Source organism: Knoellia altitudinis (genome assembly GCF_042666355.1).
Classification (GTDB): Bacteria; Actinomycetota; Actinomycetes; order Actinomycetales; family Dermatophilaceae; genus Knoellia; species Knoellia altitudinis.
Genome location: NZ_JBHTDK010000001.1, coordinates 1,602,506 through 1,626,423 on the forward strand (window position 1 = coordinate 1,602,506; position 23,918 = coordinate 1,626,423).

Below are 23,918 nucleotides of genomic sequence, written 5' to 3' on the forward strand. Positions count from 1 at the left end.
TGGCGGCATGAGCCGCGACGCAGGGGTGGGCGCGGTGCACCGGCCGACGACCACTCGCGGCGGCATCGCCCGGATGGGCTCGGCAGCAGGGGTCGACTCGCTCGACCCAGCACGCACCTACTACATCTGGGTCGCTCTGCTGCAGCGCATGCTGAGCCGGACCCCGATGGCCTACCCCAGCGGTCCCGGGCCCACGGCGCGCGTCCCCGTGCCCGACCTGCTGTCCGTCGAGCCGGAGACCGAGGACCGACGGACCTGGACGCTGCGCCTGCGCCAGGGAGTCACCTACGACGACGGCACCGAGGTGACGGCTGAGCACCTGCGGCACGCCATCGAGCGGACCTTCGACCCCGAGGTCACCGGAGGCCTGCGCACGATCCACGCGCTGCTGCCGGGCACCGCGGGCTACCTGGGCCCGGCGCACGGCGAGCACCTCGACTGCCTCCGGGTCGAGGACCCCCACACCCTCACCGTCACCCTTGCCGCGCCCTTCGCCGACTTCCCGCACGTCCTCGCCCAACCGGCCCTCGCACCGGTCCCGCCAGAGCGAGACAGCGGTGGCGGCTACGAGGTCTCGCCGGCGTGGACCGGGCCCTACCGGGTGACGGAGCACGTGCCCGGTGAGAGGCTGGCGCTCCGGCGCAACCCCGGCTGGGACGGCGACACCGACCCGATCCGGCCCGCCCTGCTCGACGGCGTCGACGTCACCATGGGCCTGGGCCACCGCGAGGTCGACGAGGCAGTGCTGCGTGGCCACCTCGACCTGAGCGTCGAGGGGCGTGGCGTCCAGCTCTCAACCCAGGCCGACATGGAGGGCGACCAGTCCCTCATGGACCTCGTCGACAACCCGGCCACCGGCTTCCTGCAGTTCGTCTCGATCCACCCCTTCGTCGAGCCGTTCGACTGCGTCCATGTCCGTCGGGCCGTGCACCACGCGGTCGACCGGGTCGACCTGCAGCGGGCGCGCGGCGGTCCCGACCTCGGCGGCGACATCGCCACCCAGCTCTTCCCTCCGACCCTTCCCGCGCACCGGCCGTGGGCGCGCTATGGCACAGGTCCAGACCTGCGTGGAGACCTCGAGGCAGCCCGGGCCGAGCTGGCCCGGTCACGACACCGTGGACCGCTGCGAGGTCGCATCGCCGCCCAGCAGGGGAAGTTCCACGAGGTCGCCGAGTCGCTCGCCGCATCGGTGGCCCGGGTCGGCATCGAGCTGGAGGTCGTCGACCTCGACATCGCGACCTACTTCTCCCGGGGTGTGGGGAGTCCGGCGACGCTGCGAGAGCGCGGACTCGGCCTCGCCGTCACCGACTGGGGTGCGGACTACCCCACGGAGCACGGGTTCCTCACCCCCCTCGTCGACGGACGGATGATCCGTCCCGACGCCGGCAACTGGAACCTCCCCGAGCTCGACGACCCCGAGATCCACACCCTGGTGGACCAGGCCGTGGCCGGCGAGGGAGAGGAGTCCCTGACCGCCTGGCGTCAGGTCGAGCAGCTGGTGATGGAGCAGGCCGTTCTCCTGCCCGTGGTCCACGACCGGACCGTCCACGTCCGCGGCCCGCGGCTGCGCAACGTCTATGTCCACCCGGCGTTCGGTCTCTATGACGTGCACGCCCTGGCGATGGAGGAGTGAGGAAGTCGATGGAGAAGACACTGACCGACACAGAGGTCTCGGTGCTGGCGGACGGGTCGCGGCACGTCGCCGACTGGGTGAGGATGCGGGCCCTGGCCTGGGCTGCGGACGGACGCGGCGGGCCGCCGGTGTGCGGGGTCGATGCCCTCGGCTCGCTCACCGTCGACCCGCCCGGCGCCCGCTGCACCGACCTGGTCGCGACGAGCGGGCAGGAGGTGACCGGCTGGGTGCGTGTCGTCCTCCCCGACGAGGCACAGGCTCCGGCCGTCGTCGAGTCCCTCGTCGTCCATCCCCGGTGGCGCAGCGGGGGAGTGGGTCGCCGACTCGCTGAGAGGGCTCGTGACCTTGCAGCGGACGCAGGACGCCGGGACGTGCGGATTGCCGTCCCCGAACCCCTTTTGCCGGTGGCGAAGGCATGGGGGGCGGAGGACCGCGAGGGCTCGAGGCAGGTGTTCCAGCGGCTCGACCTGGCCGATGGACCCTCGTCTGAGCCGGTGGTGCCCAAGGACGTGGAGGTGCATCGGTGGAACGCCGTGGCGCCGGACCATCTCGCCGAGGGGGTGGCTCGGCTCGAGGGGCATGGTGACCTCGACGTGCTGCGCGCGCTGGAGCGGATGCGCCGCCTCCGCGGCCGCGTCGCGCTGCACACCGCCCTCGTCGCGCCGGGGGGAGGTCCCATGCTCGGCTACACGAGCATCTCGCTGCCGGCGTCCTCGCCGGGGGACCCGGAGCAGGGCATGACCGTCGTGGATCCCGAGGCGCGGGGACACGGCTACGGCGAGCTCCTCAAACGACTCAACCAGGCCGCGCTCGCTGCCGATCGCCCCTGGGCCCAGCGGATGTGGACAGCGAATGATGAGGAGAACCACCCGATGGCAACATTGAACGCCCGCCTCGGTTTCCGGCCGTGGCAGCACCGTCGAGTTCTGGGTTGGAGCCTGTAGATGTCCCTCGAGCATGACTTCGTCGTCCACACCGGTGCCGCGGGTGTCGTCGCCGACGGCCGGCACGACCTCGCCGTCGTCGTCGGTCCGGCCGGGACGACGAGTGCCCTCGTAATGACGCGCTCGCGCACCGCTGGTCCCTGCGTCGCCCTGAGCCGGGAGGCGCGGGTCGGGAGCGTCCGGGGTTTTGTGGTCCTGGCCCGCAATGCCAACGTCGCCACTGGCGCGCAGGGCTACCAGGATGCCGTCGAGATCCGCGACCGGGTGGCCGCCCTCGCTGGGGCCCGGGCCGACGAGCTCATCGTCTGCTCGACCGGGGTCATCGGACGGCGCTACCCGATGGAGTCCATCCGGGCCCACCTCGACACACTGACGTGGCCGGGCACCGCAACGGTCGACGCTGCCGCCACCGCCATCATGACGACCGACACCCACCCCAAGGTCTGCCGGGTGGAAGGCGACGGGTTCGAGGTGGTCGGCATCGCCAAGGGAGTCGGCATGATCGAGCCCGACATGGCGACCATGCTCTCCTTCGTGCTCACCGACGCTCAGATCGATCCAGAGGATCTCGACCGCGTCTTCCGGCGGGTGGTCGAGCAGACCTACAACTCCGTCTCCATCGACACCGACACGTCGACGAGCGACACCGCGTTGCTCCTGGCGAGCGGCTCGGCCGGGACGGTGGACCTCGACGCCTTCGAGCGAGCGCTTCTCGAGGTGTGCACCACCCTGGTCAAGGACATCGCCTCGGACGGCGAGGGGGCCAGCACGCTCATCACGTGCACCGTCACCGGAGCAACGTCGGCTCAGCAGGCCCGGACGGTGGGCAAGGCGGTGATCAACTCACCCTTGGTCAAGACGATGGTGCACGGGGCGGACCCCAACTGGGGCAGGGTCGTCATGGCGGTCGGCAAGTGCGTCGACGAGCCCGACATCACGACCGAGGCTCTGAGCGTGTCGTTCGGTGGGGTCGAGGTCTTCCCCCAGGACGTGGACGACAGCGTCCTCGCCGGCGTGCAGGAGCACCTGCGCGCAGACGAGGTCGAGATCGGTGTGGACCTCGGGTTGGGGCAGGAGTCCTGGACCGTCTATGGGTGTGATCTCACCGAGGGCTACGTGAGGACCAACGCCGACTACACCACCTGACAGAGCGCCTCACGTGGGGCGCGCATCGGGGTGAGGTGGACGCCGGGTCGGGCGGCGGCCACGCTGGTCTGGAACCGGGCGACGGCGCCGTCGACGCGCCGGACCAGGGCGGTGGCGCTGTCGGTGAGGCTGGAGCCGGTGGCGGTGCGCACGACGAGGTGGGTGCCCACCCGTTCCTCGAGTCTGCGCAGTCGTCGGGTCAGGGCGGGCTGGGTCAGGCACAGCTCGGTGGCGGCGCGGTTGAGGCTGCCGTGGCGTTCGATCGCTCTGAGGACGAAGACGTCTCCCAGCTCGAGGGAGTGGGGTGGGAGGGTCTCGAGCGGCGCGGCCGCGGGCACGGCCACCGGTGGGCGCGCCATCCGGCGGGAGTGGTCCTGGAACATCGCCTGGATCTCGCCGAGCCGGTGACGCACCTCGCACCGGTGGTCGGTGTGCAGCACGGCTGTGCGGGTTAGGCCCTCGGTGCGCACGTGGGTCAGACCCAGACCTTCGTATGCCGCTCGGTGGGAGGCGGGGATGAGTCCCGCGGCGCGACCCGAGAGGATGAGGATGCGGTGGGCGTGACGGCTCTCCACGACCAGCATCTGGGGGGAGTCCGCAGGGATCTGCAGGAGTGAGGCCAGCAGCGCCGCCTGGGACGCGGTCGCGACCCAGGTGAGGTCCTCGGGCAGGTCCTTGACGCTGCGCACACCTCCCGGGACGTCACGCCCGACGATCCAGAGGTCCTCGTCGAAGAGGGGGATGGTGATGCTGTCCCGGGTGGGACGTGGGGCGCCGGGCACGTCCCAGGCCGCGAGGGCTTCGGTGGACCCACCGTCGAACAGCTCGATCGCGTGCGCGCTGTCCGTCTCGGTGACGTCGACGACCAGTGGGGGGTCGAGCCTGGCCAGGGGGTCGACGTCCATGTGGCTCTCGAGCGAGGACGCGATCCGGATCGCACACCGATCCAGCGGTGTGGCCGCAGCGAAGGTCCCCAGCGAACCGTGCAGGTCCATCGAGGCTCGCAGCAGGAGCTGCCCCTGGGCCGTGAGGGAGGGGGAGCCGGGGCCCGAGGAGACGAGCCGGGCGCTGTTCTTGGACTCGAGCCGATGCACCAGTCGCACGGCCGAGGCCCGGGTCAGGCCGACCGATTTCGCTGCTGAACGCATGCTCCTGCAGCGCAGGATCTCGGCGAGCAGGGAGCATTCGGTGGTGGTCAGGACATCCATGTGTACCCTTCCAGGTCAAAGAAACCAGACGGTTGGTCTGTTCCGAACGTACTGGAGGTTTTGTCCGAGGCACAACAAAGAGCACGTGTCTTTTTGGCATGCATACGGTCAACACCGTCGGGCTATGCGTCTTCACAGGGGGGTATGCCGAGGTGTCCAGCCGATTCGTGGCGTTTGGAAGGGCTGGGTCACGGTTGGTGTGGACATTCGATGCCTGTGAGAGGAACCTGCCCGTGGCCGACGACCGTGTACTTGAGGCTCAGAAGTGGGTCAACGCGACCTATGCAGGGGTGGCCGGCTACTCGCCGTGCCCCGAAACCGGGAACACCGGTTGGTCGACGATGTATGCCCTGACCAACGCCTTGCAGCACGAGCTCGGCATCTCCCCGCTCTCGAGCTCCTTCGGTCCGACGACGATGTCGAAGGTCGACGCGCGCGGCGGAGTGGGTCCGGGTGAGACCAACAAGAACCTCGTCAAGATCGTCCAGGCTGCCTGCTTCTGCAAGGGTTACAACCCCGGTGCCATCGACGGGAACTGGTACCTGCCCGGACCGGGCACCTACTACAGCGTGCACACGGCGATCCAGCAGATGACCTCCGACATGGGGATCGGGGCACAGGGCCGGCTCAACGCCAAGACCTTCAAGGCCCTGCTGACCATGGACGCCTATGTCCTCGTCTCGGGAGGCAACACCGAGGTCCGCGACATCCAGCGGTGGCTCAACGGTCGCTACTGGCAACGGAGCTTCGCCACGATCATCCCGACCGAAGGCCACTACTCGCGCGACGTCCAGACGATGCTGATGAAGGCGCTGCAGTCCGAGTTCGGGATCGCGGACAGCTCGGTCACCGGGAACTTCGGGCCAGCGACGCAGACGGGTCTGCGCAACAACCAGCTCGCTGAAGGCGCCACGGGGATCTTCGTGCAGCTGCTCTCGGCGGCGTGTGTCTTCAACGGCCCGGTCCCGAACTCGGGGGGGTCAACGACATCGACAGTGTTCAAGTCGACCTTCGACAGTGCACTGGGGACCTACCTCAGCGACTTCCAGTGGTTCAGCCTGCTGACCCAGAACCGGCGAGCGGACTACCCGACGTGGTGCCAGCTGCTCGTGTCGATGGGTGACCCGGACCGCCCCGCCGGCGCGTGCGACACCCGCTTCACGATCAACCAGCCCCTGGCCACCTCGCTCGTCAGCAACGGCTACAAGGTCGTCGGACGCTATCTCGACGAGACCGCGACCAGCACGCTCAACAAGGAGATCCAGCCCGGCGAGCTGAGCGCGATCTTCGCCGGCGGGATGAAGGTCTTCCCGATCTGGCAGTACAACGCGCGCCTGCTGGGCGACTTCACCTGGAGCGAGGGCTACTCGCACGCCCAGAAGGCCCATGACCGCATGGTCCACTACGGCTTCAACCGGGGTGCGATCATCTACTTCGCCGTCGACTACGACGCGACCGACCCCGAGATCACGAGCAACATCGTCCCCTACTTCCGTGGCGTCCAGGCTGGCCTGGCCAACCGGGGACACCGCTACCGCGCCGGGGTCTATGGGTCCCGCAACGTCTGCACCCGGGTCTCGAACGAGACGCTCGTCGTGAGCTCGTTCGTCTCGGGGATGTCCTGGGGCTTCTCGGGCAACCTCGGATTCCCCCTGCCGTACAACTGGGCGTTCAACCAGATCAAGGAGTTCCGCTACACCGGTGGCGGGCAGACGATCGACCTCGACCGGGTCGTCCACCGGACCTCCGTGGACCCGGGCATCGGTGCCAGCGGTGTCGGTGGAGGGAACTCCTCGACCGCGGCAGCCATGCTCGCCCACATCGACGAGGTGCACGAGCACGCCCGCCTCCATGACGGGACGACCAGCACGGCGACCATCAACATCCGCGTTCTCCAGTTCCTCAGGTCGCCGAAGTACACCAAGGACTACGGCGGGTGGGACATCCTTCTTGGCCCGTGGGACCAGAACTGGATCGACTCCGCCGCAGCGAGGTTCCCGAACCGGCCCTTCACGTTCGAGGACCCGGTCTACGGAGAGTCGATCTCGATCGACCACCTCGCCGCAACCGCCAACGCCGTGCTCCTCAAGGGTTGGGGCAGCGGGGCGACGGCGAACCGCGGCGACTTCGGTGGGTGGGGTGGTGACCTCGCGACCTTCTATGCCGACTGGATGAACAACGAGAGCAGCTATGCCTCCGGCTATGCCTTCTGCATGGACCGCATGGCCAAGCGGGGAGTCACCTCGTCCTTCGGCTTCTCCGACATGGTCGAGGATGCCGACGGCTTCCTCATGGGCCGTGCCTGCCGCAACGGCTCGGCGTTCAAGACGGCGTTCCGGTCCCACCTCACCGGCACCGGCGCGAGCACCAGGTTCAAGGACCTCTACAGCCTGCGGTTCGGCTCGTCGGTCACCACGGCGGAAGGTGCGGCCAGGCACATGCTGCTCGACACCAGCGACGACGGTCTGAGCACTGTCCGGGCAGGAATCTATGCCGGGATCCTCAAGGATCTCAACGCCACACCGCCGACGCTGCCGGCATACAAGCTCGACCCCTTCCTGAAGGGCTTCGCAGACACCATCAAGAACCAAGCCGCGAACGGCTGAGAGGATGACTCCGATGACGCATGTCCACAGCTCCGTCTCACGTCGCGTGATGCTGGGTGGGCTGGGTGCGGGTGCCATGGCTCTCGCCGCAGCCGAGAGCGCCACCGCTGCCCCCCTGACCGGCGCCCCGTCCGGGCCGAAGCGCTGGACCGGTGCGCGCAGCGAGAACGGTTGGCTGATCGGTGGCAAGACGCGCGAGCTCCCCATCGAGGGCACGCAGTTCAGCGTGACGCTGGCGGTCGGACCCACGGCCGCGCTCCTGCAGCACGCGGCGAGAAGGATCAACTACGAGCTCGACACCCTCCGCGCTGGTGACATCACCGGTGTGACGAGTGACCGAGTCGTGGCATCACCCCAACGTTCCAACCTGCTGTCCGGCACGGCGATCCACTTCCGCCCCGGCTTCTTCCCCCACGGCACCTCCGGGAACCTCTTCCCCGCAGAGGTCGTCGTCATCGAGGACATCGTGGCCGAGTCCGGTGGGGTCCTTGCCTGGGGTGGCCACCTCGAGGTTCCCGACCAGGGGCTGATCTATGTCTCGGGCTCGGCTGGAACGCGGGCCGTCGACATGCTGACGGAGGACTTCTCCGAGGCAGACCGGATGGACAGTGCCGGTGGCGCTGGGGCCATCGATGCGCATGACCCGTCGCGACGCAACGTCGCGAGGAGGCATCGCGAACGCGTGTCATGAGAGTGGTCCCCTGGGCCGTGATCGGCGGCCTGACGAGCGCCCTCCTCGTGGGGTGCGGGCAGGTGCAGGCCGATGCCGACGCCGCTGCGGCGCGGGTCGCCGACCAGGTGCTTCCGGAGGCGGTCGCGGCGGCGATCACCACCTCGGGGGCACGGACTCCCGAGCAGCGAGCAGTTGCGGGCGAGACGTGGCTGTCCGAGCCCGACCCAGCCGTGACCGAGAGCCAGGGGGGCACCACCTGGTTTGTTCGCGGGCGGGAGGGCACGGCGATCCGGCTCGACGTGTACGCGCGGGTCGAGTCGGGCTCCTTCCTCCCGCCAGACCAGGGGCAGGCAGCCTGGGGTGTGGCGTGCCGCAGCTTCGACGTCGGTGAGAAGGTCACGGTGACCCCGGTGGAGTGCCCCGAGGGGACTCCGGAGACACCCTGAGGGAGCGGGTCCGCTGGGCGCTCGGGAGCCGCGCACGTGCCGGTCCGGGACAAACCTGGCGTGTCAGAAGCCGGGAGTAGCGTCGCCAGCATGGACACCACGGCAGCACAACCCACCGCCGACCGTCCCGTGTTCCCGGACGGCTACGGCATCCCGCACACCGCAGAGGGCCAGCTCACCTGGGCCGACGTGGAGCCGCGGCTCGAGCGGTCGATGCACTACTGGATCAGCAGCGTCAGGCCCGACGGCACACCGCACTCCGTGCCGCGGTGGGGCGTCTGGCTCGACGGACGGTTCTGGTACGACGGGGCGCCGACCACGCGGCATACCCGCAACGTCGAGCAGAACCCGGCCGTCACCCTGACGCTCGAGAGCGGCACGGAGGTCGTCATCATCGAGGGCCACTCGGAGGCCACCAGGGCCGAGGCCGACGACCTGGGCGCGCGACTCGCCACGGCCTTCGCGAAGTATGCCGACAGCGGCTACTCCCCCGCCCCCGACTCCTGGTCGGGTGAGGACGGCGGCGGCCTGCGCGTCATTACCCCGCGTCGCGCGATGGCGTGGTTCGCCTTCCCCAAGGACTGCACCCGCTTCACGTTCTAGTCCACGGCAGGGAGGAGGTCACGCACCCGTGGGGCGACCTCCTCACCGAAGAGCCGGATCGACTCCATCCGCAGGTCATGGGGCAGCCGGCCGTTCGAGTACTTGAGCTGGAACCGCGACGCACCGAGCGCTCGGATGGTGTCGACGATCTTGCGGGCGACCGTCTCGGGCGATCCGACGTATGCCGCACCGCTGGGTGACATCTGCGCCCTCGCTGCCGCTTCGGTCATGGGGGCCCACCCGCGCTCGCGGCCGATCTTGCGCATCTGGTGGAGGAAGTGGGGCAGGTACTCCTCGACCGCCGCGTCGTCCGTGGCGGCGACGTGACCCGGTGAGTGCACCCCGACGGGCAGGCCCGGGTGTCCCAGCTCGGTGCAGGCCCGGCGATAGAGGTCGGCGAGGGGGACGAACTGCGCGCTCGAACCGCCGATGATCGCGATGACGATGGGCATGCCGTACTGAGCGGCCCGCACCACCGAGGCGGGGGTGCCGCCGACCCCGACCCAGGTCCGCAGGTGGCCCGACTCGGTGGGCGGCATGACCGGCCCGGACTCGACGGGCGGCCGGACGGTGCCGGACCAGCGGACGTCCCTCTCCTGCAGCACCCGTGCGAGCAGGTCGAGCTTCTCGCTGAACAGCACCTCGTAGTCGTCGAGCGACAACCCGAACAGCGGGAAGGACTCGATGAACGACCCGCGACCGACGGTGATCTCGGCTCGACCGTGGGACAGGGCGTCGACCGTCGAGAAGCGTTGGAACACCCGGATCGGGTCATCGGACGACAGCACGGTCACCGACGTGCCCAGGCGGATCTGTGAGGTCGTCGTCGCCAACCCCGCCAACACGGTGTCGGGCGCCGAGATCGCGTAGTCGGGACGGTGGTGCTCACCCACCCCGAAGAAGTCGAGGCCGAGACGGTCGGCGAGCTGACCCTCGGCGAGGACCTCGCGGATGACCGTCGCCGCAGGCAGTGGCGACCCGTCCGCTCCGAGGGCGATGTCGCCGAACGTGTCGAGTCCGAGCTCGAGGGCGGGAGCGGTGTCGGCCATGCCCACAGCCTAGGAGTGCTGCCCGGCACAGCCGCTCGTCCAGGTCCTTGCGAAGGCGTGACAGGTGACGCCATCGCAAGGACCTGGAGCGAGGGCTCAGCTGTAGAAGCCGATCCGCGTCGTCTCGTAGGTCGAGGTCCCGTCACGGTCGAAGCTGATCGTGCTCTTGACGATGGCCGTGTAGTGGGTGTCCTCGTAGGCCGTGGCCAGGCTGCGGCACTCCGCACCAGCGGTGTCGATGTCGCCGAAGGAGATGGTCGGGCCACGAGAGGTGTTGTCCGGGCGCAGGGTGACCTGGATGACCGCCCGGTCGCGGATGTTGACCTCGTCGGCCCGCACACAGAAGCGGTCCTCGCCGTCGTTGTACCAGACCTTGCCCTGGTAGACCCGTCGCTCGAACGAGTTGGCCGACGCTGCACCGGCGGTCGCGACGAGCGTGAGGGCCGCCATCGAGGCTGCGGCCGAGGTCCTGATCAGTCGCCTGCTGGGACGTGCTGGCATGGGTTGTCCTTTCCCTGGGGGTGGGGGATGCGGGTCGTGCGGGGGAGCTGAGCTCAGGTGTAGAACTGCACCCAGCCGGTTGAGCTGTGGAACGTGTTGGCCCCGCCATAGAGCCGCATCTCGGCCAGCCGGTCCTCAGCGATCGAGAGGTTGCCGGTGCAGTGACGAGGACGTGATGCCGACACGTGGAGGTACTGCGCCGACCCACCGCCGACCAGACGCATGTCGGCGTCCGCGTAGGCACCGGCGGCGCCGGACCGGAGGGTGAGGCACAGCGTGTCGACCGAGTCGTCCCAGCTGAGGACCGAGTGGACCGCCCCGGACGGGCTCGTCAGCTGGATCGTGCGATCCGCCGCGTGGGCCGGGGCCGCCAGGGCCACCGTGGCCAGAGTTGCCGCGGCAAGAGAGCCGAACGCTGTGGCCATGCGCTTCGTCGAGGTGCTCATGTGTAGAAGTTCCCGTCCTTGGAGGCCTTGCCCGGGTAGCTGAGGTTCATCCAGTAGTAGCGGTCCTCGGCGATCGACATGTTGCCCGTGCAGCTCGCCGGCTTGCCGAACCCGGCGTGGTTGACCCCGACGACCGAGCCGCTGCCGCTGTGCGGGCCGATCCTCGCCGATGCCATCTGGCCGTCGACAAAGCTCTTCACGCACAGGTTGTCGGTGAGGTCGTCGTACCAGGCCTTGGCGATGACGGTGCCGCTGGCGTTCTTGATCACCAGGGTGAGGTCGCTCGCGTGGGCCGGAGCCGCAGTGACCATCCCCAGGCTCACGGCCGCGGCCGTCGTGGCGACGACGGCTCCCAGGGAACGCGTCGCCCGGTTTGTCAGGGCGCTCATGTGTAGAACAGCCCGTCGGTGCTGCGGTTCTCGTCGCCGACGATGGCGAAGGCCCGCTTGTCCTCGGGGATCGAGAGGTTGCCCGTGCACGCCGGCGTCGACGAGTAGCCGGAGTGCGACTTCCGCACGATCGGGTAGCTCGGCACGTCGATGAGCTCCATCGTCACGGTGATCGTGCGACCGGCCACGAAGCTGCGGACACAGAGGGTGTCGTGGCTGTCGTCCCACGTGGCCTGGCCGATGAGCGTGCCCGAGGCACTCCTCAGGGGGATCGTCTTGTCAGCCGCGTGGGCCGGGGCAGCGCTCGTGAGAGCGAGGGCAAGGCCGGCGCCCAGTGCGCCGACGGCAGAGAGTGTGCGTTTCATTCGTGGTCCCTTTCGATGCGTTCCATCAGTGCGCCGATGGTTGCGGGGGCTGCTGCGGATGCGCTGCGATTCCACTGCGAGACCAAAATGCAGGGGTATGCCGGCCGCTCACCCGAGCGCCCGGCATACCCCTGGTGTCCTTCGTCGCCCGGAGCCGGGCGGGGTCGAGGGCTGCTAGCGCCCGACCGGCGTGAAGGTGAGCCCGGCGCCGAACTGCGGATCCTCGTCCAGCCAGCGCCCGAGGTGGGTGGCAGCCTCGTCCGCATCGGCCACCGTGGTGCCGTGGTGAGCCGAGCCGTCGGCGTGCTCGAGCAGGAACGAGCCGTCGGACTCGCGATAGATCTGGGCGAGCCACGTCATGAGCTGGGCGGCGGACGCCGCGTACACGATCCGACCGAGACCTACCCAGGCATGGCCGGCTGAGCACATCGGGCAGTGCTCTCCCGACGTGTACACCGTGCACCCCGGCCTGTCCTCCGGCGCCACATGCGCCGCCGCCCACCGGGCCAGCTCGAGCTCGGGGTGACGGGTCTCATCGCCACCAGCGGTGCGATTGCGATCCTCGTGCAGCACCGTGCCCTGAGGGTCGACCAGCACGGTCCCGAAGGGGTCGTCACCCTCGGCCAGCGCCTCGCGAGCGAGCTCGACACATCGGCGGAGGTGAGCGAGGTCGTGCGCGGTCAGCTCGGGCGTCTCGTCCATCCTTCGACCCTAGGACCTCGGGGCCTAGGGCGCCGAGGTCGTGTGACTCGGCACAAGCACAAGGGTGGGTATGCCGCCCGCTCGAGCGGGCGGCATACCCGCGTCACTCCGGTTTGGCGCCGATGCGGCGCACCTCCTGCGGCCAGCCGCACCCCTGCGCCACCTTGCCGGCCCACACCTTCGCGGTCTCGTCGTCGGGCACGTCGATGACGCAGAACCCGCCCAGGAACTCGGTCGTCTCCACGAACGGCCCGTCGGTGATGACGACCTCGCCACTCGTCGCGTCGGCCGAGTAGACCGGGGCGCCCTCCTCGAGGCCCCCCGCGAAGACGTAGACGCCCGCCTCCTGCATCTCGCGGACGACGGCCATCGACGGCTCGACGCGTGAGAGGAACCACTCCCGGGTGTGGTCACCGACCCACTGCTGGTTGAAGTAGATGAGGTACTCGGCCATGGGTGCTCCTCAGTGAGATGTCGCGCCGGACGTGGTGCCCGCGTCACCTCCATGACGAACGAGAGCACCCGGAATCGACACCAGCATTCCCTTGAAGTGGGCGACGCACGGGAGGACGCTGGAATATGGGTGTCATCGAGTTCGAGCTGTCGCGTGTGGTCCACGCTGCGGTCGACGATGTCTTCACCCGCCTTGCCGACATCAACGGCTACAACGACTGGATGCCACGTCGGGGCAGCATCCTGCGGCACACCGAGCAGACGTCGCCCGGTCCGCCGGCTCAGGGCACGACCTACCTCGACAAGACGTCCGTGGGCCCCACACCTGGCGAGATCGCCGAGCTCGTCCGCCCGACCACGCTCGTCTACCACTGGTGGGACAAGACCAAGGGCGGCAGGCTCAAGGCCGAGGGCTGGCCGGCATGGCGGCTCGAGGCCAAGGGCGATCACACGACGCTCGTCCACCACCACGCCAGGGTGGAGACGCACGGCGCCTACCGCTTGGCCACCCCGCTCTTCCGATGGATGGCCGTGCGTGAGCGCAAGGCCACGATCGAGGCCCTCCAGGCGTCCTTCGCCCACCACCACGACGACTGAGGCGCGAGCCACCACCCTGAGAGGGGGAGGTCTAGCGTGCGTTGGGTGAAGCCTTCCGCTCGGGTCCTTGACCTGTATGCCGTGCCCGAGGACTCTGTGCCCCTCGTCGGCGGGCAGGGGCAGAGCGTGCTCGCGGGCGACCTCGTCCTGTCACCAGGACGCAGCCAGCACATCGCCAGCTGGCTCAACCCGATCATCGCGCCCCTCTCGGTCGAGCTCGACCACGAACGCCCGCGCTCGATCCGCATTGCCATGCCGATCCCCACCCGCGACCTCCAGTGGGTCGCAGACGGTTGGGGCGCAACGCGGTTCGAGCCCGGCACCCGCCCGTGCACCGACCTCGACGTCCTCCTCGCCACCGGCCGCCTGCTCCACGCCCGCCTCGCGGCCAAGGTCACGACCGCACCGCACGGCATACGCCACCGCGACGACCGCTGGGCCACAGCGGAACGGGTCGCGTTCGGCGAGAGCCAGCCGACCGGCATACCCACTGCTGTCGGAGCGCTCGTCTCCCGGCTCATGGCCGAGCTCGACACGACGAGCCTGGGCCCCGAGCAGCTCGTCCACGGCGACCTCGCCGGCAACGTCCTCCTCGACGCGAGCGGCATCCCGTTCGTCATCGACGTCTCGCCCTACTGGCGGCCGGCGCTCTGGGCCGAAGCCGTCTGCGTCCTCGACGCCTTGATGTGGATGGGCGCCGACGCCGCGGTGCTGCGCGGCTGGTCCGCAGGAGCGCGACGCCAGGCGATGCTGCGAGCGGCCATGTTCCGGGTGCTCAGCGACGTGGACCCCGACGTGTCGCGCTATGAACGCGTCGTCTCGGATGTGCCATGAGCGACTCCACCCCGGCACGACTCGAGCACGCCATCCTCGACCTGCTCGCCCACCGCGCCGCGGACGCGACGATCTGCCCGAGCGAGGCGGCCCGGCGGGTCGGCGACGACGACTGGCGCGACCTCATGCAGCCGGCGCGTGAGGCGGTCGCGCGACTGGCCGAGGCCGGACTGGTCGCCGCCACTCAGGCCGGCGTCACCGTCGACGCGCTCACCGCCAAGGGCCCCATCCGGGTGGCCGCCCGCCAGCCACACTCCGTCCTCGAGAGCCACCGCGACGGCGACGCGGAACCGCTCTGAGGGGATTGGCGCCGTCGGTGCGTGGTGCCACTCTGTTGTGTATGCCGGTCACGATCGCCGACGTTCGTGCGGTGGCGGCGGGGTTGCCTCGCAGCTACGAGGCGATCGTGCGCGACCGGGTGAAGTTCCGGGTCGGCAGCATTGTCTGGCTGGCGTTCAACCCGGAGGAGACCGAGATGGGCTTCGCGTTCCCCAAGGAGGAGCGCGCTGCCCTGGTCGCGAGCGAGCCCGAGGTGTTCTTCATGCCGCGCCCGTCCGACATGCGGTTCAACTGGGTCGAGTGCCACCTCGACCAGCTCGACGAGGAACGGATGCGTGAGCTCGTCCTCGACGCCTGGCGGATGGTCGTGCCCCAGAGACTCTGGCCCTACGCCGGGAACTGACCTCGTCCGACGACGAGGCCCCGGCGGGGGGCATCGCCGACTCACGCGTCGACGACCACCGGGATGATGAGGGGGCTGCGGCGGTGCGTTCGATGGGCCCAGGTGGACGCGGCCCGGCGGACCAGGTCCTCGATCTGCGCGAGGTCCTCGATGCCGTCCGTCGTCGCCTTGGTGAGGGCCTTCTGGATCAGGGGCGTGGCCCCCGAGAAGTCCAACAGGTCGGGCGGGAAGCCGTGCGCGAGGTAGTCGGGCTCCTCGGCCAGCTTGCCGGTGTCGGGGTCGATGATGCAGACGATGGTGACGACGCCCTCCTCGGCGAGGGTGCGTCGCACGTGGAGCGTCTCCTCGGTGGCGCCACCGACGGTCATCGCGTCGACATAGACCAGCCCGGCGGGGACGGTGCCGGTGATCCGTGCGCGACCGTCGACGAGGTCGATGACACTGCCGTCCTGGGCGATGAGCACCCGATCTGCGTCCACGCCCGTGCGGATGGCGATGTCGGCGTTGGCGCGCAGGTGGCGCCACTCGCCGTGGACGGGCAGCACGTTGGTCGGCTCGATGATGTTGTAGCAGTAGGCCAGCTCGCCGGCGCTGGCATGCCCGGAGACGTGCACCTTGGCGTTGCCCTTGTGGACGACGTTGGCGCCCCAGCGGGTGAGCTCGTTGATGACCCGATAGATCGCGTTCTCGTTGCCGGGGATGAGGGAGCTGGCCATGAGGACGGTGTCGCCGGGGGTGATCTCCACGGGGTGGTCGCGGTTGGCCATGCGGGCCAGGGCCGCCATGGGCTCGCCCTGGGACCCGGTGGCGATGATCGTCTGCTGGTCCGGTCGGAGCCGCTCGAGGGCCTTCATGTCCTTGACGACGAGGCTGTCGGGGATGGTGAGGTAGCCCAGCTCACGGGCGATGCCCATGTTGCGCACCATGGACCGTCCGACGAAGGCGACCTTGCGGTTGTGTCGGTGGGCGGTGTCGAGGACCTGCTGGATGCGGTGCACGTGGCTGGCGAAGCTGGAGACGATGACCCGGCCCTTGGTCTCGCGGAAGACCTTGTCGATGGCGGGGGCGAGCTCGCCCTCGGACACCGTGAACCCGGGCACCTCGGCGTTGGTGGAGTCCGGGAGGAACAGGTCGACGCCCTCCTCGCCCAGCCGGGCGAAGGCGCGCAGGTCGGTGACGCGGCCGTCGAGCGGGAACTGGTCCATCTTGAAGTCGCCGGTGTGCAGCACCAGCCCCGCCTTGGTGCGGATCGCCACGGCGAGCCCGTCGGGGATGGAGTGGTTGACGGCGACGAACTCGCAGTCGAAGGGGCCGAACGAGCGGCGGTCGCCCTCGGCGACCTCGACGGTCCGAGGCTTGATCCGGTGCTCGACCAGCTTGGCCTCGATCAGGGCCAGGGTGAGGCGCGAGCCGACCACGGGGATGTCCGGACGCTCACGCAGCAGGTAGGGAACCCCACCGATGTGGTCCTCGTGCCCGTGGGTGAGGACGATCGCGTCGACCTTGTCGAGGCGGTCCCTGATCCAGCTGAAGTCCGGGATGATGACGTCGACCCCGGGCTGGTGCTCGTCGGGGAAGAGCACTCCGCAGTCGACGATGAGCAGGCGTCCGGCGTGCTCGAAGACGGTCATGTTGCGACCGATCTCGCCGAGCCCGCCCAGCGGCACCACCCTCAGGCCGTGTGGCGGCAGGGTCGGCAGGGAGCCCGTGCGCTTGGTGCGCGTCGACCGCCGACTCATCGCCGCACACCCGTCGTGCGAGCAGGGCTGGGCAGTGAACCTGGGTGGGGTTCGGGCAAGAAGTTCATGTGTGCTCCGTAGGTGAGTGGGCGAGTGCAGCAATGGTCGGCGCGACCGTTCAAGCCGTGCCGAGCCACCGTCCAGCAGCCTCGCGACAGTGAAAGCGTCTCAGATGTGTGGCGGTGGCAGGCGAACCGGGTCCGGCCCCCAGAGCCAGACCTGCGACAGACTGGTCCCCCAAGGGTGTCGTATCCGGCGCTCCCCGTTCGTGGAGGAAGTGAGAGGTAGCCACCGGGGCGCCTCACCGAGGAGGACACCATGACCACCACCTACACCTTCGACGTCTTCTCCAGCCTCGACGGCTTCGGGTCCTACGGCCCGGGCGGCGACTGGGGCGGCTACTGGGGCAAGCAGGGTCCCGAGCTGCTCGCGCACCGAGATGCCCTGTATGCCGTGGACCAGCGGATGGTCTTCGGTGCCGACACCTATCGCGAGTTCGCTGCCATGCTCGGCTCCGCCGACGAGGACTCCGACGTGCGGGACCCGTGGGTGACCCGCATGGTCCACCTGCCCGCCACAATCGTGTCGAGCACGTTGGAGGCGCCGCTCGACTGGCCGGACGCGACGGTCGTGGGCGGCGACGCCGTCGAGGTCGTGGCCCGCCTCAAGGAGGAGTCGGCAGTGCCGCTGCGTTCACACGGCAGCCTGTCGATGAACCGGGCCCTGATGGCCGCGGGCCTGGTCGACCGGGTGCAGGTGACGCTCTTCCCCGTCCTCACCGGCCGGACCGGCACCGCACCGATCTTCGCGGGCGCGGCTGACTTCGACCTGGAGCTGCTCGAGAGTCGCACCCTCGACGGTCACATCCAGGAGCTGACCTACCGCCCCACGCTCCACTGAGCAGAGACGCCGGCACACCTCGGCGGCGTCAGGGCGTGACGTCGAGCGCGGAGGCCACCCACTCCCACAGGCGTCGGCGCTCGTCCGAGCTGGGACTGTTGCGTCCGAGGTAGGCCGTGGGCCGCTCGCGACGATCCATCCAGAGGCCTCCGCCGCGCGCCCGCGGGGTGGTGGCGACGAGCCAGGTCGTCGTGTCGGCACCGGCATCGGCGTCGCGCAGGATGGGCCCCACGACCTTGTCGAAGGTCGGCAGCGACTCGGTCACCCCTGGCGTGCTGGCCCAGCCCGGGTGCATCGCATAGACGGCGACGCCGTCCGCTGCCCAACGGGTGGTGAGGACCGGCAGCAGCTCGACCTGGGCGCGCTTGCTCCTGGCGTATGCCGTGGCACCGGAGTACTCGCCGCTCACGTACTCGGGGTCGTCGACGGGCAGCTTCTGCGCATACATCCCACCGGAGGTGACGAGGACGACGCGCCCCTCGTGAGCGGTGAGGGCCGGCAGGAGAAGGTCGGTGAGCAGGACCGGCCCCAGGACGTGCAGCGACATCGACAGCTCGTGGCCCTGCGGCGACTCGGTGCGCTCGGGTGGCATCGCGCCCGCGTTGTGCACGAGGGCGTGAAGTTCGAGGCCGTCTGCCACGATGCGTCTCGCGCAGTCGCGCACGCTGTCGAGGTCGCCGAGGTCGCAGACCCACGTCGTCGACGGCCCGGGGAGGTCGGCGGCGACCGCGACCGCCTTGTCGGCGTTGCGCACGACGAGGTGGACGTGGGCTCCGAGCTCGCTCAGCTGGCGGGCCGTCGCGACCCCGAGGCCGGAGGTGGCGCCGGTGACGGCGACGTGGCGGCCTGCGAGCGACCCCACCGCCGGGTCGGCCGGCCACGTCGGAAGGCGACGGCGCACGGCATACCCGATGCGTGAGAAGCCGGGCACGACGGCTCGGTCGAGCGCGGTGTCGAGCGCACGGGCCACGGGCCGCAGGGTCATCTCACGACCCTACGTCGGCGACTCCCGTCATGACGCCGGGCGTGAGAGCTGCTGGCTGCTGCCGTGGTCGGTCGGAGCCGGGCTGTCATCCTCGAGAGCTGCTGCGGTCGAGACGAGGAGTCCGCCGAGGAGGAAGCCGATGATCCCGGCGGCCAAGGTGTTGGTGTTCATGTCGTGCTCCTGGTGGGAGAAGAGTTGGGGTCGCTCAGTGGTGGTGTCCGGCCCCGTGGGAGCCGTGGTGACCGGGATCCGAGTCCGGGTGCTCGTCGCCGTGCATGAGCTGGTGCGTCAGGGCGTGCCCCTTGCCCTTGTCGATGAGATAGCGGTTGACGGGGAACGCGGCCACGAAGGCGACGGACAGGGCGATGATCATGCCGAGCCAGAAGACCGGGTTGACGATGCCGGCGTCCATGGCGCCGGGGATGGCGGCCATGACGGCGTTGTCGACGATCTCCATGATGGCGATGGAGAGGGTGTCGGCGGCGAAGACGACGCTGAGCGCGGCGAAGAAGCCCAGGCCGGCCTTGACGAGCGGCAGCGTGGACAGGGCGTAGCCGAAGAGGAAAGCCAGGCTGATCGCCAGGGCGATCGTGGCGCCGGTCGACAGGCCCAGGGCGGTGCCGATCATGAGGCCGGCGATCTCGCCGATGGCACAGCCGGTGAGGCAGTGCAGGGTGGCGTTGGCCGCCATGCTGTTGCGGGCGTTCATCAGGGGTCCTCTCGTGCGGGTGGGTCAGCTCACCTTAGCAACTACCCCCGGGGGGTATGCATTCCCCGCTGACCCTACAACCCATTGACCGGTGAGTCAGCGTCCGGCCAGCAGGGCGGCGATCTCGGTGTAACCCTTGGTCTGCGCGTGCTCGAGCGCCGTGACGCCGTCCTTGTCAGCCAGCGAGGGATCGGCACCCGCGGCGAGGAGGATCTCGACGATCTCCTGGTGTCGCTTCCCGCCGTCGCCGAGGATCACGGCCTCGAGGAGCGCCGTCCAGCCGAGGTCGTTGACGTGGTTGACGTCGATCCCGGTCTGCACGACCCGCCGCACGTACTCGACGTGCCCGCGCTCGCTCGCCGGGATGACCGCCACTCCGCCGTAGCGGTTGCGCACCGTGAGGTCCGGTCCGGCCGGCAGCAGCGCCTCGAGCATCTCGACGCTCCCGGTCACGCCGGTGACGAGCCACGGGGTGTCGTGGCGGTCGTCCAACGCGTCGGCGGAGGCACCCATCGCCACGAGCAGGTGTGCCACCTCGACGCGGTCGAACGTCGCGGCGAGCAGCAGGGGCGTCCGCTGCTGGCCGTCGCGTGCCTCGAGGTTCGCGCCCGCCCGCAGGGCCCGCGCCGCTTGGTCGGCGTCACCCCTCTGGGCTGCCTGCAGCAGAGCCGCATCGGGATCGGCGATCGGTGTCGCGTCGAGCATCCTGGTGAGCACTCCTTCGAGCGTGGGGTGTTCGCGTTCGCGCGCCATCTGCAGGGGCGTGAGCTTCTCCGACCCGGACGGGCGGGTCAGCTCCGCTCCGCCCGCCCCGATAGCGCGGATCGTTCGAGCGTATGCCGGTGTCTCCCGTCCCAGCCAGACCGCCTCGTGGATCGCCTGGTAGCCGATGCGGTTGACGTGGTTGCGGTCGATGCCCGACTGGAGCAGCTGCCCGACGACGAGGTGATGTCCGCGCTCCGCCGCGCGGATGAGCCCGGTGCCGTTCCAGCTGTCCTTGTCGTTGATCGCGGCGCCGTGGTCCAGGGTCAGCCGGAGCAGGTCGAGGTGGCCCTCGCTCGTGGCGATGAGATAGGCCGACTGCACCGTGGAGTCCTTGGCGTTGACGTCGGCGCCCTGCGCGACAAGGGACTTCGCACGTCTCACGTCGTTGGCCCAGGCTGCGTCACGCAGGTCCTCGTCGAGCCGGGTCTGGTCGGGACGCGCGTCTGTGCCTGCGCCAGCGGAGGGACCACCGGCTTGCCCTGCGGTCCGGTCCGCGGGCTGGCACGCCGCCGTGAGGCACAGGAAGAGCACGACGGCGACGGCGTGGGCGAGGAGGCGGGTCACGAGGCGAACGGGTTCGTCACGACCTCGTAGGGCGGCGTCGCCACCGTCTCGTCGAACTTGCTGTCGACGAAGAGGGTGCGGCCGCGCAAGGTCTTGGCGGTCGTGAGCACGCGCGTCGGGTCGGTCGGCTCCTGCGAGACGAGCGAGGCCGACGAACCGTCGCCGGAGAGCTCGAGCGTCGCGAGCATCCGCGAGAAGTTGCGCACGACCGTGAGCCGCGTCCCTTGGCGGACGAGCCCGTCGGCGTTGACGAGGTCCGCGCCGCCGGTCTCGACCTCGCTCACCGCGCCGTCGGCCACGGCGAAACGCCACAGCCGACCCGTCGTCCCCTGTGCGACGACGAACGCGCTGCGGTCCGGGCTGAGGACGATGCCGCCGAGGTTGAAGCCGGTCAGCTGCGGGATGGTCTCGGTCGCGTCGGCCCACAGGTCGACGCCCCAGACGCCGTCCTCAAGAGCGACCCGGAAGACCTGTGGCGCATTGGAGTTCGTGAAGTAGGCCGCGCCGTCCGGGCCGACCCACACGTCGTTGAGGAACGCGTTGTCGCCGGGGGTGCGCAGCGCAGCGAGCAGCTCGCCGCTCGGCGAGTAGACCCAGAGGTCCGGGCGGCCGTTGTCCGTGCCGGTGCTCGCGTCGATGCCGTTCGGTCCGCCGGCGACATAGACGCGGCCGGCGTGGTCCGTGGTGATACCGCGAGCCGTGAACCGGCCGTCCGTGCCGGCGCCCCCGAGCCACTCCTGAATGCCGGTCTGCATGGCGCTACCGCGGTGGATCTCGCCGCCCGTCACCTCGCTGACATAGAGGGTGCCGCGGCGGGCGTCGACGCCGATGCCCTCGAACTTCGAGCCTCCCTCATCCCCGGTGAGGGAGTAGCTCGACGGACGACCACTCTCCGCGGCCCGGGCGGTCGACGTCGCGAGCATGGTGGAGGCGAGCGGGACGGTGGCGGCGGTCAGGGCGATGACGAGGGTGCGCTTCATGGGGACTCCTGGGGTGGTGGTGGGTGCTTCCCTTCCCCACCAACGATTCCGCCCCATCCGGCTTCTCGCGTCGGGCAACCGGGTGGACTCGGATAGCCAGTTGGATGATGCCCCGCTCCGCACACGATCACTAGGCTGACTCGTCGTGGACAGCGACGGATCGAGCGAGGCATCGCCGGCGGGCCGCGGGGTGCGCGGAGTCCTCGCTCCCGTCGCCGAGCTGGACCGCTGGCTCCATGTCGTCCTCGTGGCTCTCGTCGTCGTGAGCGCGGTCCGCTACGTCATGCGTCATCAGCTCGACGCCACCGGGATCTTCATCCTCGTCGGCGCGGTCGGGTTCGTTGCCATGTATGCCGCCCGCCCGCGCCTGCCCGCCGTCCCGTGGGTGGTCGTCGTCGTCACCCTCTGGGCCGCGCTCACCCTCGTGGCGCCGTCCTTCGCCTGGACGGCCGTGCCGGTCGCCTTCGCGGTCCTGCGCGTCATCCCTTTTGCGTATGCCGCGGTGCTCGTCGTCGTGATGACTCTCGTCGTGAGCGGGGCATGGTTGCGGATCACCGACGGCCTCGACCCGACCCTCGTCGCCGGTCCGGCTGGCATCGCCCTCGTCACCGTCATCGCGTTCCGGGCTCTCGAGCGGGAGGCTGCGAGTCGTCAGGAGCTGCTCGACGACCTGACCGCCGCACAGGCGGATCTGGCCGTGGCACAGCGTCATTCGGGGGCCCTGGCGGAGCGGACGCGGCTGTCCCGCGAGATCCACGACTCGGTGGGGCAGGGACTGTCGTCGATCAACCTGCTGCTCAACGCGGCGGAGCAGGACTGGGCGCAGCGACCGGACTCGGCCCGCGCCCATGTGCGCACGGCCGCTGTCACCGCGCGGGACGGGCTCGACGAGGTGAGGCGGGTCGTGCGTGACCTTGCCCCCGCCGGCCTCGAGGAGTCGTCGGCCCAGGCCCTCCCGGTCGCCGTGCGGCGGGCAGTCGCCCAGGCCGCGCACGACCTCACGAGTGAGGTGCGCGTCCACGGGGACCCCGTCCCGGTGCCGCCCGCCGTGGCGAGCGCCGTGGTCCGGAGCGTGCGCGGCGCCCTGGCCAACGTCGTCGAGCACTCCGCCGCCACCCGGGTGGTCGTGTCACTCACCTACAACGCCGACGAGGTCCTGCTCGACGTCCGGGACGACGGCGTCGGCTTCGAACCCGACCACGTGCAGACGGGCGGGGAACGCGGAAGGGGACTGACCGGCATACGCGATCGTGCTGCGGGGCTGGGTGGCAGCGCATCGGTCGAGAGCGCACCGGGCGAGGGGACGACGGTTTCGCTCGCCCTGCCCCTGGCGGCGGGAGAGGACGAGGCATGACGATCCGGATCGTGCTCGTCGACGACCACCCGGTCGTGCGCGCGGGCCTGCGGGCGCTGCTCGACGGGCAGGACGACCTCGACGTCGTCGGTGAGGCGCACGACCTCGCCAGCGCCGAACGCCTCGTCGCGCTCGACCGCCCGGACGTCGTACTCATGGACCTCAACCTGGGCTCCGGGCCCGGTGGCGCCGAGGTCACCGCGCGGCTCCGGCGGGGAGAGCACGCGCCGGAGGTGCTCGTGCTCACGACGTATGACACCGAGGCCGATGTCCTGCGGGCGCTTGACGCCGGCGCGCGCGGCTACCTCCTCAAGGACGCGCCACCGGACGAGCTGTTCGCCGGGATCCGCGCGACTGCTCGCGGCGAGACGGTCCTGGCACCGTCGGTCGCCGCGACGCTGGTGCGGCGCGCGTCCCCGTCCGGCGGTGGGCGCACGGTGACCGAGCGCGAGGTCGAGGTGCTCGAGCTGCTCTCGCAGGGCCTGGGCAACAAGGAGATGGCGCGAGAGCTGCTCGTCTCGGAGGCGACGGTCAAGAGCCACCTGTCGCACATCTACACCAAGCTCGGCGTGGACACCCGCGCCGGCGCGGTGGCAGCGGCGATCGAACGGCGGATCATCCGCACGTGACGGGGACCGCGTCGGG

Annotated in this window: 28 protein-coding genes; 14 read left to right on the top strand and 14 right to left on the bottom strand. The window is 70.0% G+C overall.

What is annotated here, in order from left to right:
• Positions 1-7: 7 nt before the first annotated feature.
• From ACFQW8_RS07555 to argJ, 3 genes are read left to right on the top strand one after another with little or no spacing between them, the layout of a single operon-like run.
• Positions 8-1,633, top strand: coding sequence for an ABC transporter substrate-binding protein (locus ACFQW8_RS07555; protein WP_380086375.1), 1,626 nt, complete (start codon positions 8-10; stop codon positions 1,631-1,633).
• Between the two features lie 8 nt (positions 1,634-1,641).
• A complete protein-coding gene (locus ACFQW8_RS07560) occupies positions 1,642-2,577 on the top strand; it encodes a GNAT family N-acetyltransferase (protein WP_380086376.1) in 936 nt (311 codons plus the stop codon).
• Positions 2,578-3,723 carry a bifunctional glutamate N-acetyltransferase/amino-acid acetyltransferase ArgJ gene (gene argJ, locus ACFQW8_RS07565; RefSeq protein WP_380086377.1) on the top strand — a complete coding sequence of 382 codons (1,146 nt, stop codon included), beginning with the start codon at positions 2,578-2,580 and terminating at the stop codon, positions 3,721-3,723.
• On the opposite strand, the gene ACFQW8_RS07570 is transcribed toward argJ, so the two are convergent.
• Positions 3,711-4,931 (bottom strand): LysR family transcriptional regulator, encoded by a 1,221-nt coding sequence (locus tag ACFQW8_RS07570; protein WP_380086378.1) that lies wholly within the window; start codon positions 4,929-4,931, stop codon positions 3,711-3,713. The two genes, argJ and ACFQW8_RS07570, sit on opposite strands and share 13 nt — an antisense overlap.
• 233 nt (positions 4,932-5,164) lie before the next feature.
• Here ACFQW8_RS07570 and ACFQW8_RS07575 point away from each other — a divergent pair, with 233 nt between their 5' ends.
• From ACFQW8_RS07575 to ACFQW8_RS07590, 4 genes are all read left to right on the top strand, one after another.
• Positions 5,165-7,537, top strand: coding sequence for a glycoside hydrolase domain-containing protein (locus ACFQW8_RS07575; RefSeq protein WP_380086379.1), 2,373 nt, complete (start codon positions 5,165-5,167; stop codon positions 7,535-7,537).
• 13 nt (positions 7,538-7,550) lie between these two features.
• Positions 7,551-8,228 carry a hypothetical protein gene (locus ACFQW8_RS07580; protein ID WP_380086380.1) on the top strand — a complete coding sequence of 226 codons (678 nt, stop codon included), beginning with the start codon at positions 7,551-7,553 and terminating at the stop codon, positions 8,226-8,228.
• A complete protein-coding gene (locus ACFQW8_RS07585) occupies positions 8,225-8,656 on the top strand; it encodes a hypothetical protein (RefSeq protein WP_380086381.1) in 432 nt (143 codons plus the stop codon). Before ACFQW8_RS07580 ends, ACFQW8_RS07585 begins: the two co-directional genes overlap by 4 nt.
• Before the next feature lie 90 nt (positions 8,657-8,746).
• Positions 8,747-9,259: a pyridoxamine 5'-phosphate oxidase family protein gene (locus tag ACFQW8_RS07590; protein ID WP_380086382.1), complete on the top strand. Its 513-nt coding sequence runs from the start codon at positions 8,747-8,749 to the stop codon at positions 9,257-9,259.
• Here the strand turns inward: ACFQW8_RS07590 and ACFQW8_RS07595 are convergent.
• The 7 genes from ACFQW8_RS07595 to ACFQW8_RS07625 all read right to left on the bottom strand — a co-directional run bounded on the left by ACFQW8_RS07595 (position 9,256) and on the right by ACFQW8_RS07625 (position 13,165).
• Positions 9,256-10,308 (bottom strand): LLM class flavin-dependent oxidoreductase, encoded by a 1,053-nt coding sequence (locus ACFQW8_RS07595; RefSeq protein ID WP_380086383.1) that lies wholly within the window; start codon positions 10,306-10,308, stop codon positions 9,256-9,258. The genes ACFQW8_RS07590 and ACFQW8_RS07595 overlap by 4 nt on opposite strands.
• 96 nt (positions 10,309-10,404) lie before the next feature.
• Complete coding sequence (locus ACFQW8_RS07600) at positions 10,405-10,809, bottom strand: hypothetical protein (protein WP_380086384.1); 405 nt, start codon at positions 10,807-10,809, stop codon at positions 10,405-10,407.
• 53 nt (positions 10,810-10,862) lie between these two features.
• Positions 10,863-11,255 carry a hypothetical protein gene (locus tag ACFQW8_RS07605; RefSeq protein WP_380086385.1) on the bottom strand — a complete coding sequence of 131 codons (393 nt, stop codon included), beginning with the start codon at positions 11,253-11,255 and terminating at the stop codon, positions 10,863-10,865.
• Positions 11,252-11,644, bottom strand: coding sequence for a hypothetical protein (locus ACFQW8_RS07610; RefSeq protein WP_380086386.1), 393 nt, complete (start codon positions 11,642-11,644; stop codon positions 11,252-11,254). The genes ACFQW8_RS07605 and ACFQW8_RS07610 overlap by 4 nt, the downstream gene beginning before the upstream one ends.
• Complete coding sequence (locus ACFQW8_RS07615) at positions 11,641-12,009, bottom strand: hypothetical protein (RefSeq protein ID WP_380086387.1); 369 nt, start codon at positions 12,007-12,009, stop codon at positions 11,641-11,643. Before ACFQW8_RS07615 ends, ACFQW8_RS07610 begins: the two co-directional genes overlap by 4 nt.
• Before the next feature lie 174 nt (positions 12,010-12,183).
• On the bottom strand, positions 12,184-12,711 hold the full coding sequence (locus ACFQW8_RS07620) for a nucleoside deaminase (protein ID WP_380086388.1): 528 nt from the start codon (positions 12,709-12,711) through the stop codon (positions 12,184-12,186).
• Positions 12,712-12,814: 103 nt separating this feature from the next.
• The gene (locus ACFQW8_RS07625) at positions 12,815-13,165 is read right to left on the bottom strand and encodes a YciI family protein (protein WP_380086389.1); all 351 of its coding nucleotides are present in this window, start codon (positions 13,163-13,165) and stop codon (positions 12,815-12,817) included.
• 125 nt (positions 13,166-13,290) lie between these two features.
• On the opposite strand from ACFQW8_RS07625, the gene ACFQW8_RS07630 reads away from it, so the two are divergent.
• The 4 genes from ACFQW8_RS07630 to ACFQW8_RS07645 are packed head-to-tail and all read left to right on the top strand — an operon-like array spanning position 13,291 to position 15,277.
• On the top strand, positions 13,291-13,761 hold the full coding sequence (locus tag ACFQW8_RS07630) for an SRPBCC family protein (protein ID WP_380086390.1): 471 nt from the start codon (positions 13,291-13,293) through the stop codon (positions 13,759-13,761).
• A 45-nt stretch (positions 13,762-13,806) separates the two neighbouring features.
• Positions 13,807-14,595 carry an aminoglycoside phosphotransferase gene (locus tag ACFQW8_RS07635; RefSeq protein ID WP_380086391.1) on the top strand — a complete coding sequence of 263 codons (789 nt, stop codon included), beginning with the start codon at positions 13,807-13,809 and terminating at the stop codon, positions 14,593-14,595.
• Positions 14,592-14,894, top strand: a complete 303-nt coding sequence (locus tag ACFQW8_RS07640; RefSeq protein ID WP_380086392.1) for a DUF3253 domain-containing protein — start codon at positions 14,592-14,594, stop codon at positions 14,892-14,894. Before ACFQW8_RS07635 ends, ACFQW8_RS07640 begins: the two co-directional genes overlap by 4 nt.
• 41 nt (positions 14,895-14,935) lie before the next feature.
• Entirely contained in the window at positions 14,936-15,277 is a 342-nt protein-coding gene (locus ACFQW8_RS07645; protein WP_380086393.1) for an MmcQ/YjbR family DNA-binding protein, read from the top strand.
• 41 nt (positions 15,278-15,318) lie between these two features.
• On the opposite strand, the gene ACFQW8_RS07650 is transcribed toward ACFQW8_RS07645, so the two are convergent.
• On the bottom strand, positions 15,319-17,016 hold the full coding sequence (locus ACFQW8_RS07650) for a ribonuclease J (protein ID WP_380086394.1): 1,698 nt from the start codon (positions 17,014-17,016) through the stop codon (positions 15,319-15,321).
• 318 nt (positions 17,017-17,334) lie between these two features.
• On the opposite strand from ACFQW8_RS07650, the gene ACFQW8_RS07655 reads away from it, so the two are divergent.
• Positions 17,335-17,916: a dihydrofolate reductase family protein gene (locus ACFQW8_RS07655; RefSeq protein ID WP_380086395.1), complete on the top strand. Its 582-nt coding sequence runs from the start codon at positions 17,335-17,337 to the stop codon at positions 17,914-17,916.
• Between the two features lie 28 nt (positions 17,917-17,944).
• Here the strand turns inward: ACFQW8_RS07655 and ACFQW8_RS07660 are convergent, their stop codons facing one another.
• From ACFQW8_RS07660 to ACFQW8_RS07680, 5 genes are all read right to left on the bottom strand, one after another.
• Positions 17,945-18,901: an SDR family NAD(P)-dependent oxidoreductase gene (locus ACFQW8_RS07660; protein WP_380086396.1), complete on the bottom strand. Its 957-nt coding sequence runs from the start codon at positions 18,899-18,901 to the stop codon at positions 17,945-17,947.
• 27 nt (positions 18,902-18,928) lie between these two features.
• Positions 18,929-19,072, bottom strand: coding sequence for a hypothetical protein (locus tag ACFQW8_RS07665; RefSeq protein ID WP_380086398.1), 144 nt, complete (start codon positions 19,070-19,072; stop codon positions 18,929-18,931).
• Positions 19,073-19,106: 34 nt separating this feature from the next.
• On the bottom strand, positions 19,107-19,610 hold the full coding sequence (locus ACFQW8_RS07670) for a DUF4396 domain-containing protein (protein WP_380086399.1): 504 nt from the start codon (positions 19,608-19,610) through the stop codon (positions 19,107-19,109).
• A 96-nt stretch (positions 19,611-19,706) separates the two neighbouring features.
• Entirely contained in the window at positions 19,707-20,939 is a 1,233-nt protein-coding gene (locus tag ACFQW8_RS07675; RefSeq protein ID WP_380086400.1) for an ankyrin repeat domain-containing protein, read from the bottom strand.
• A complete protein-coding gene (locus tag ACFQW8_RS07680) occupies positions 20,936-21,919 on the bottom strand; it encodes an SMP-30/gluconolactonase/LRE family protein (RefSeq protein WP_380086401.1) in 984 nt (327 codons plus the stop codon). Before ACFQW8_RS07680 ends, ACFQW8_RS07675 begins: the two co-directional genes overlap by 4 nt.
• Positions 21,920-22,064: 145 nt before the next feature.
• Between ACFQW8_RS07680 and ACFQW8_RS07685 the strand changes: the two genes are divergently transcribed.
• Positions 22,065-23,273, top strand: coding sequence for a sensor histidine kinase (locus tag ACFQW8_RS07685; protein ID WP_380086403.1), 1,209 nt, complete (start codon positions 22,065-22,067; stop codon positions 23,271-23,273).
• Entirely contained in the window at positions 23,270-23,902 is a 633-nt protein-coding gene (locus tag ACFQW8_RS07690) for a response regulator (RefSeq protein ID WP_380086405.1), read from the top strand. The genes ACFQW8_RS07685 and ACFQW8_RS07690 overlap by 4 nt, the downstream gene beginning before the upstream one ends.
• Positions 23,903-23,918 lie beyond the last annotated feature (16 nt).

Coding starts and splice junctions, on each gene's coding strand:
- ACFQW8_RS07595 (WP_380086383.1), bottom strand. CDS start 10,308: ATGGCCGACACCGCTCCCGCCCTCGAGCTCGGACTCGACACGTTCGGC.
- ACFQW8_RS07590 (WP_380086382.1), top strand. CDS start 8,747: ATGGACACCACGGCAGCACAACCCACCGCCGACCGTCCCGTGTTCCCG.
- ACFQW8_RS07585 (WP_380086381.1), top strand. CDS start 8,225: ATGAGAGTGGTCCCCTGGGCCGTGATCGGCGGCCTGACGAGCGCCCTC.
- ACFQW8_RS07680 (WP_380086401.1), bottom strand. CDS start 21,919: ATGAAGCGCACCCTCGTCATCGCCCTGACCGCCGCCACCGTCCCGCTC.
- ACFQW8_RS07660 (WP_380086396.1), bottom strand. CDS start 18,901: ATGACCCTGCGGCCCGTGGCCCGTGCGCTCGACACCGCGCTCGACCGA.
- ACFQW8_RS07640 (WP_380086392.1), top strand. CDS start 14,592: ATGAGCGACTCCACCCCGGCACGACTCGAGCACGCCATCCTCGACCTG.
- argJ (WP_380086377.1), top strand. CDS start 2,578: ATGTCCCTCGAGCATGACTTCGTCGTCCACACCGGTGCCGCGGGTGTC.
- ACFQW8_RS07570 (WP_380086378.1), bottom strand. CDS start 4,931: ATGGATGTCCTGACCACCACCGAATGCTCCCTGCTCGCCGAGATCCTG.
- ACFQW8_RS07605 (WP_380086385.1), bottom strand. CDS start 11,255: ATGAGCACCTCGACGAAGCGCATGGCCACAGCGTTCGGCTCTCTTGCC.
- ACFQW8_RS07625 (WP_380086389.1), bottom strand. CDS start 13,165: ATGGCCGAGTACCTCATCTACTTCAACCAGCAGTGGGTCGGTGACCAC.
- ACFQW8_RS07650 (WP_380086394.1), bottom strand. CDS start 17,016: ATGAGTCGGCGGTCGACGCGCACCAAGCGCACGGGCTCCCTGCCGACC.
- ACFQW8_RS07615 (WP_380086387.1), bottom strand. CDS start 12,009: ATGAAACGCACACTCTCTGCCGTCGGCGCACTGGGCGCCGGCCTTGCC.
- ACFQW8_RS07690 (WP_380086405.1), top strand. CDS start 23,270: ATGACGATCCGGATCGTGCTCGTCGACGACCACCCGGTCGTGCGCGCG.
- ACFQW8_RS07600 (WP_380086384.1), bottom strand. CDS start 10,809: ATGCCAGCACGTCCCAGCAGGCGACTGATCAGGACCTCGGCCGCAGCC.
- ACFQW8_RS07670 (WP_380086399.1), bottom strand. CDS start 19,610: ATGAACGCCCGCAACAGCATGGCGGCCAACGCCACCCTGCACTGCCTC.
- ACFQW8_RS07555 (WP_380086375.1), top strand. CDS start 8: ATGAGCCGCGACGCAGGGGTGGGCGCGGTGCACCGGCCGACGACCACT.
- ACFQW8_RS07645 (WP_380086393.1), top strand. CDS start 14,936: ATGCCGGTCACGATCGCCGACGTTCGTGCGGTGGCGGCGGGGTTGCCT.
- ACFQW8_RS07655 (WP_380086395.1), top strand. CDS start 17,335: ATGACCACCACCTACACCTTCGACGTCTTCTCCAGCCTCGACGGCTTC.
- ACFQW8_RS07580 (WP_380086380.1), top strand. CDS start 7,551: ATGACGCATGTCCACAGCTCCGTCTCACGTCGCGTGATGCTGGGTGGG.
- ACFQW8_RS07630 (WP_380086390.1), top strand. CDS start 13,291: ATGGGTGTCATCGAGTTCGAGCTGTCGCGTGTGGTCCACGCTGCGGTC.
- ACFQW8_RS07560 (WP_380086376.1), top strand. CDS start 1,642: ATGGAGAAGACACTGACCGACACAGAGGTCTCGGTGCTGGCGGACGGG.
- ACFQW8_RS07620 (WP_380086388.1), bottom strand. CDS start 12,711: ATGGACGAGACGCCCGAGCTGACCGCGCACGACCTCGCTCACCTCCGC.
- ACFQW8_RS07610 (WP_380086386.1), bottom strand. CDS start 11,644: ATGAGCGCCCTGACAAACCGGGCGACGCGTTCCCTGGGAGCCGTCGTC.
- ACFQW8_RS07665 (WP_380086398.1), bottom strand. CDS start 19,072: ATGAACACCAACACCTTGGCCGCCGGGATCATCGGCTTCCTCCTCGGC.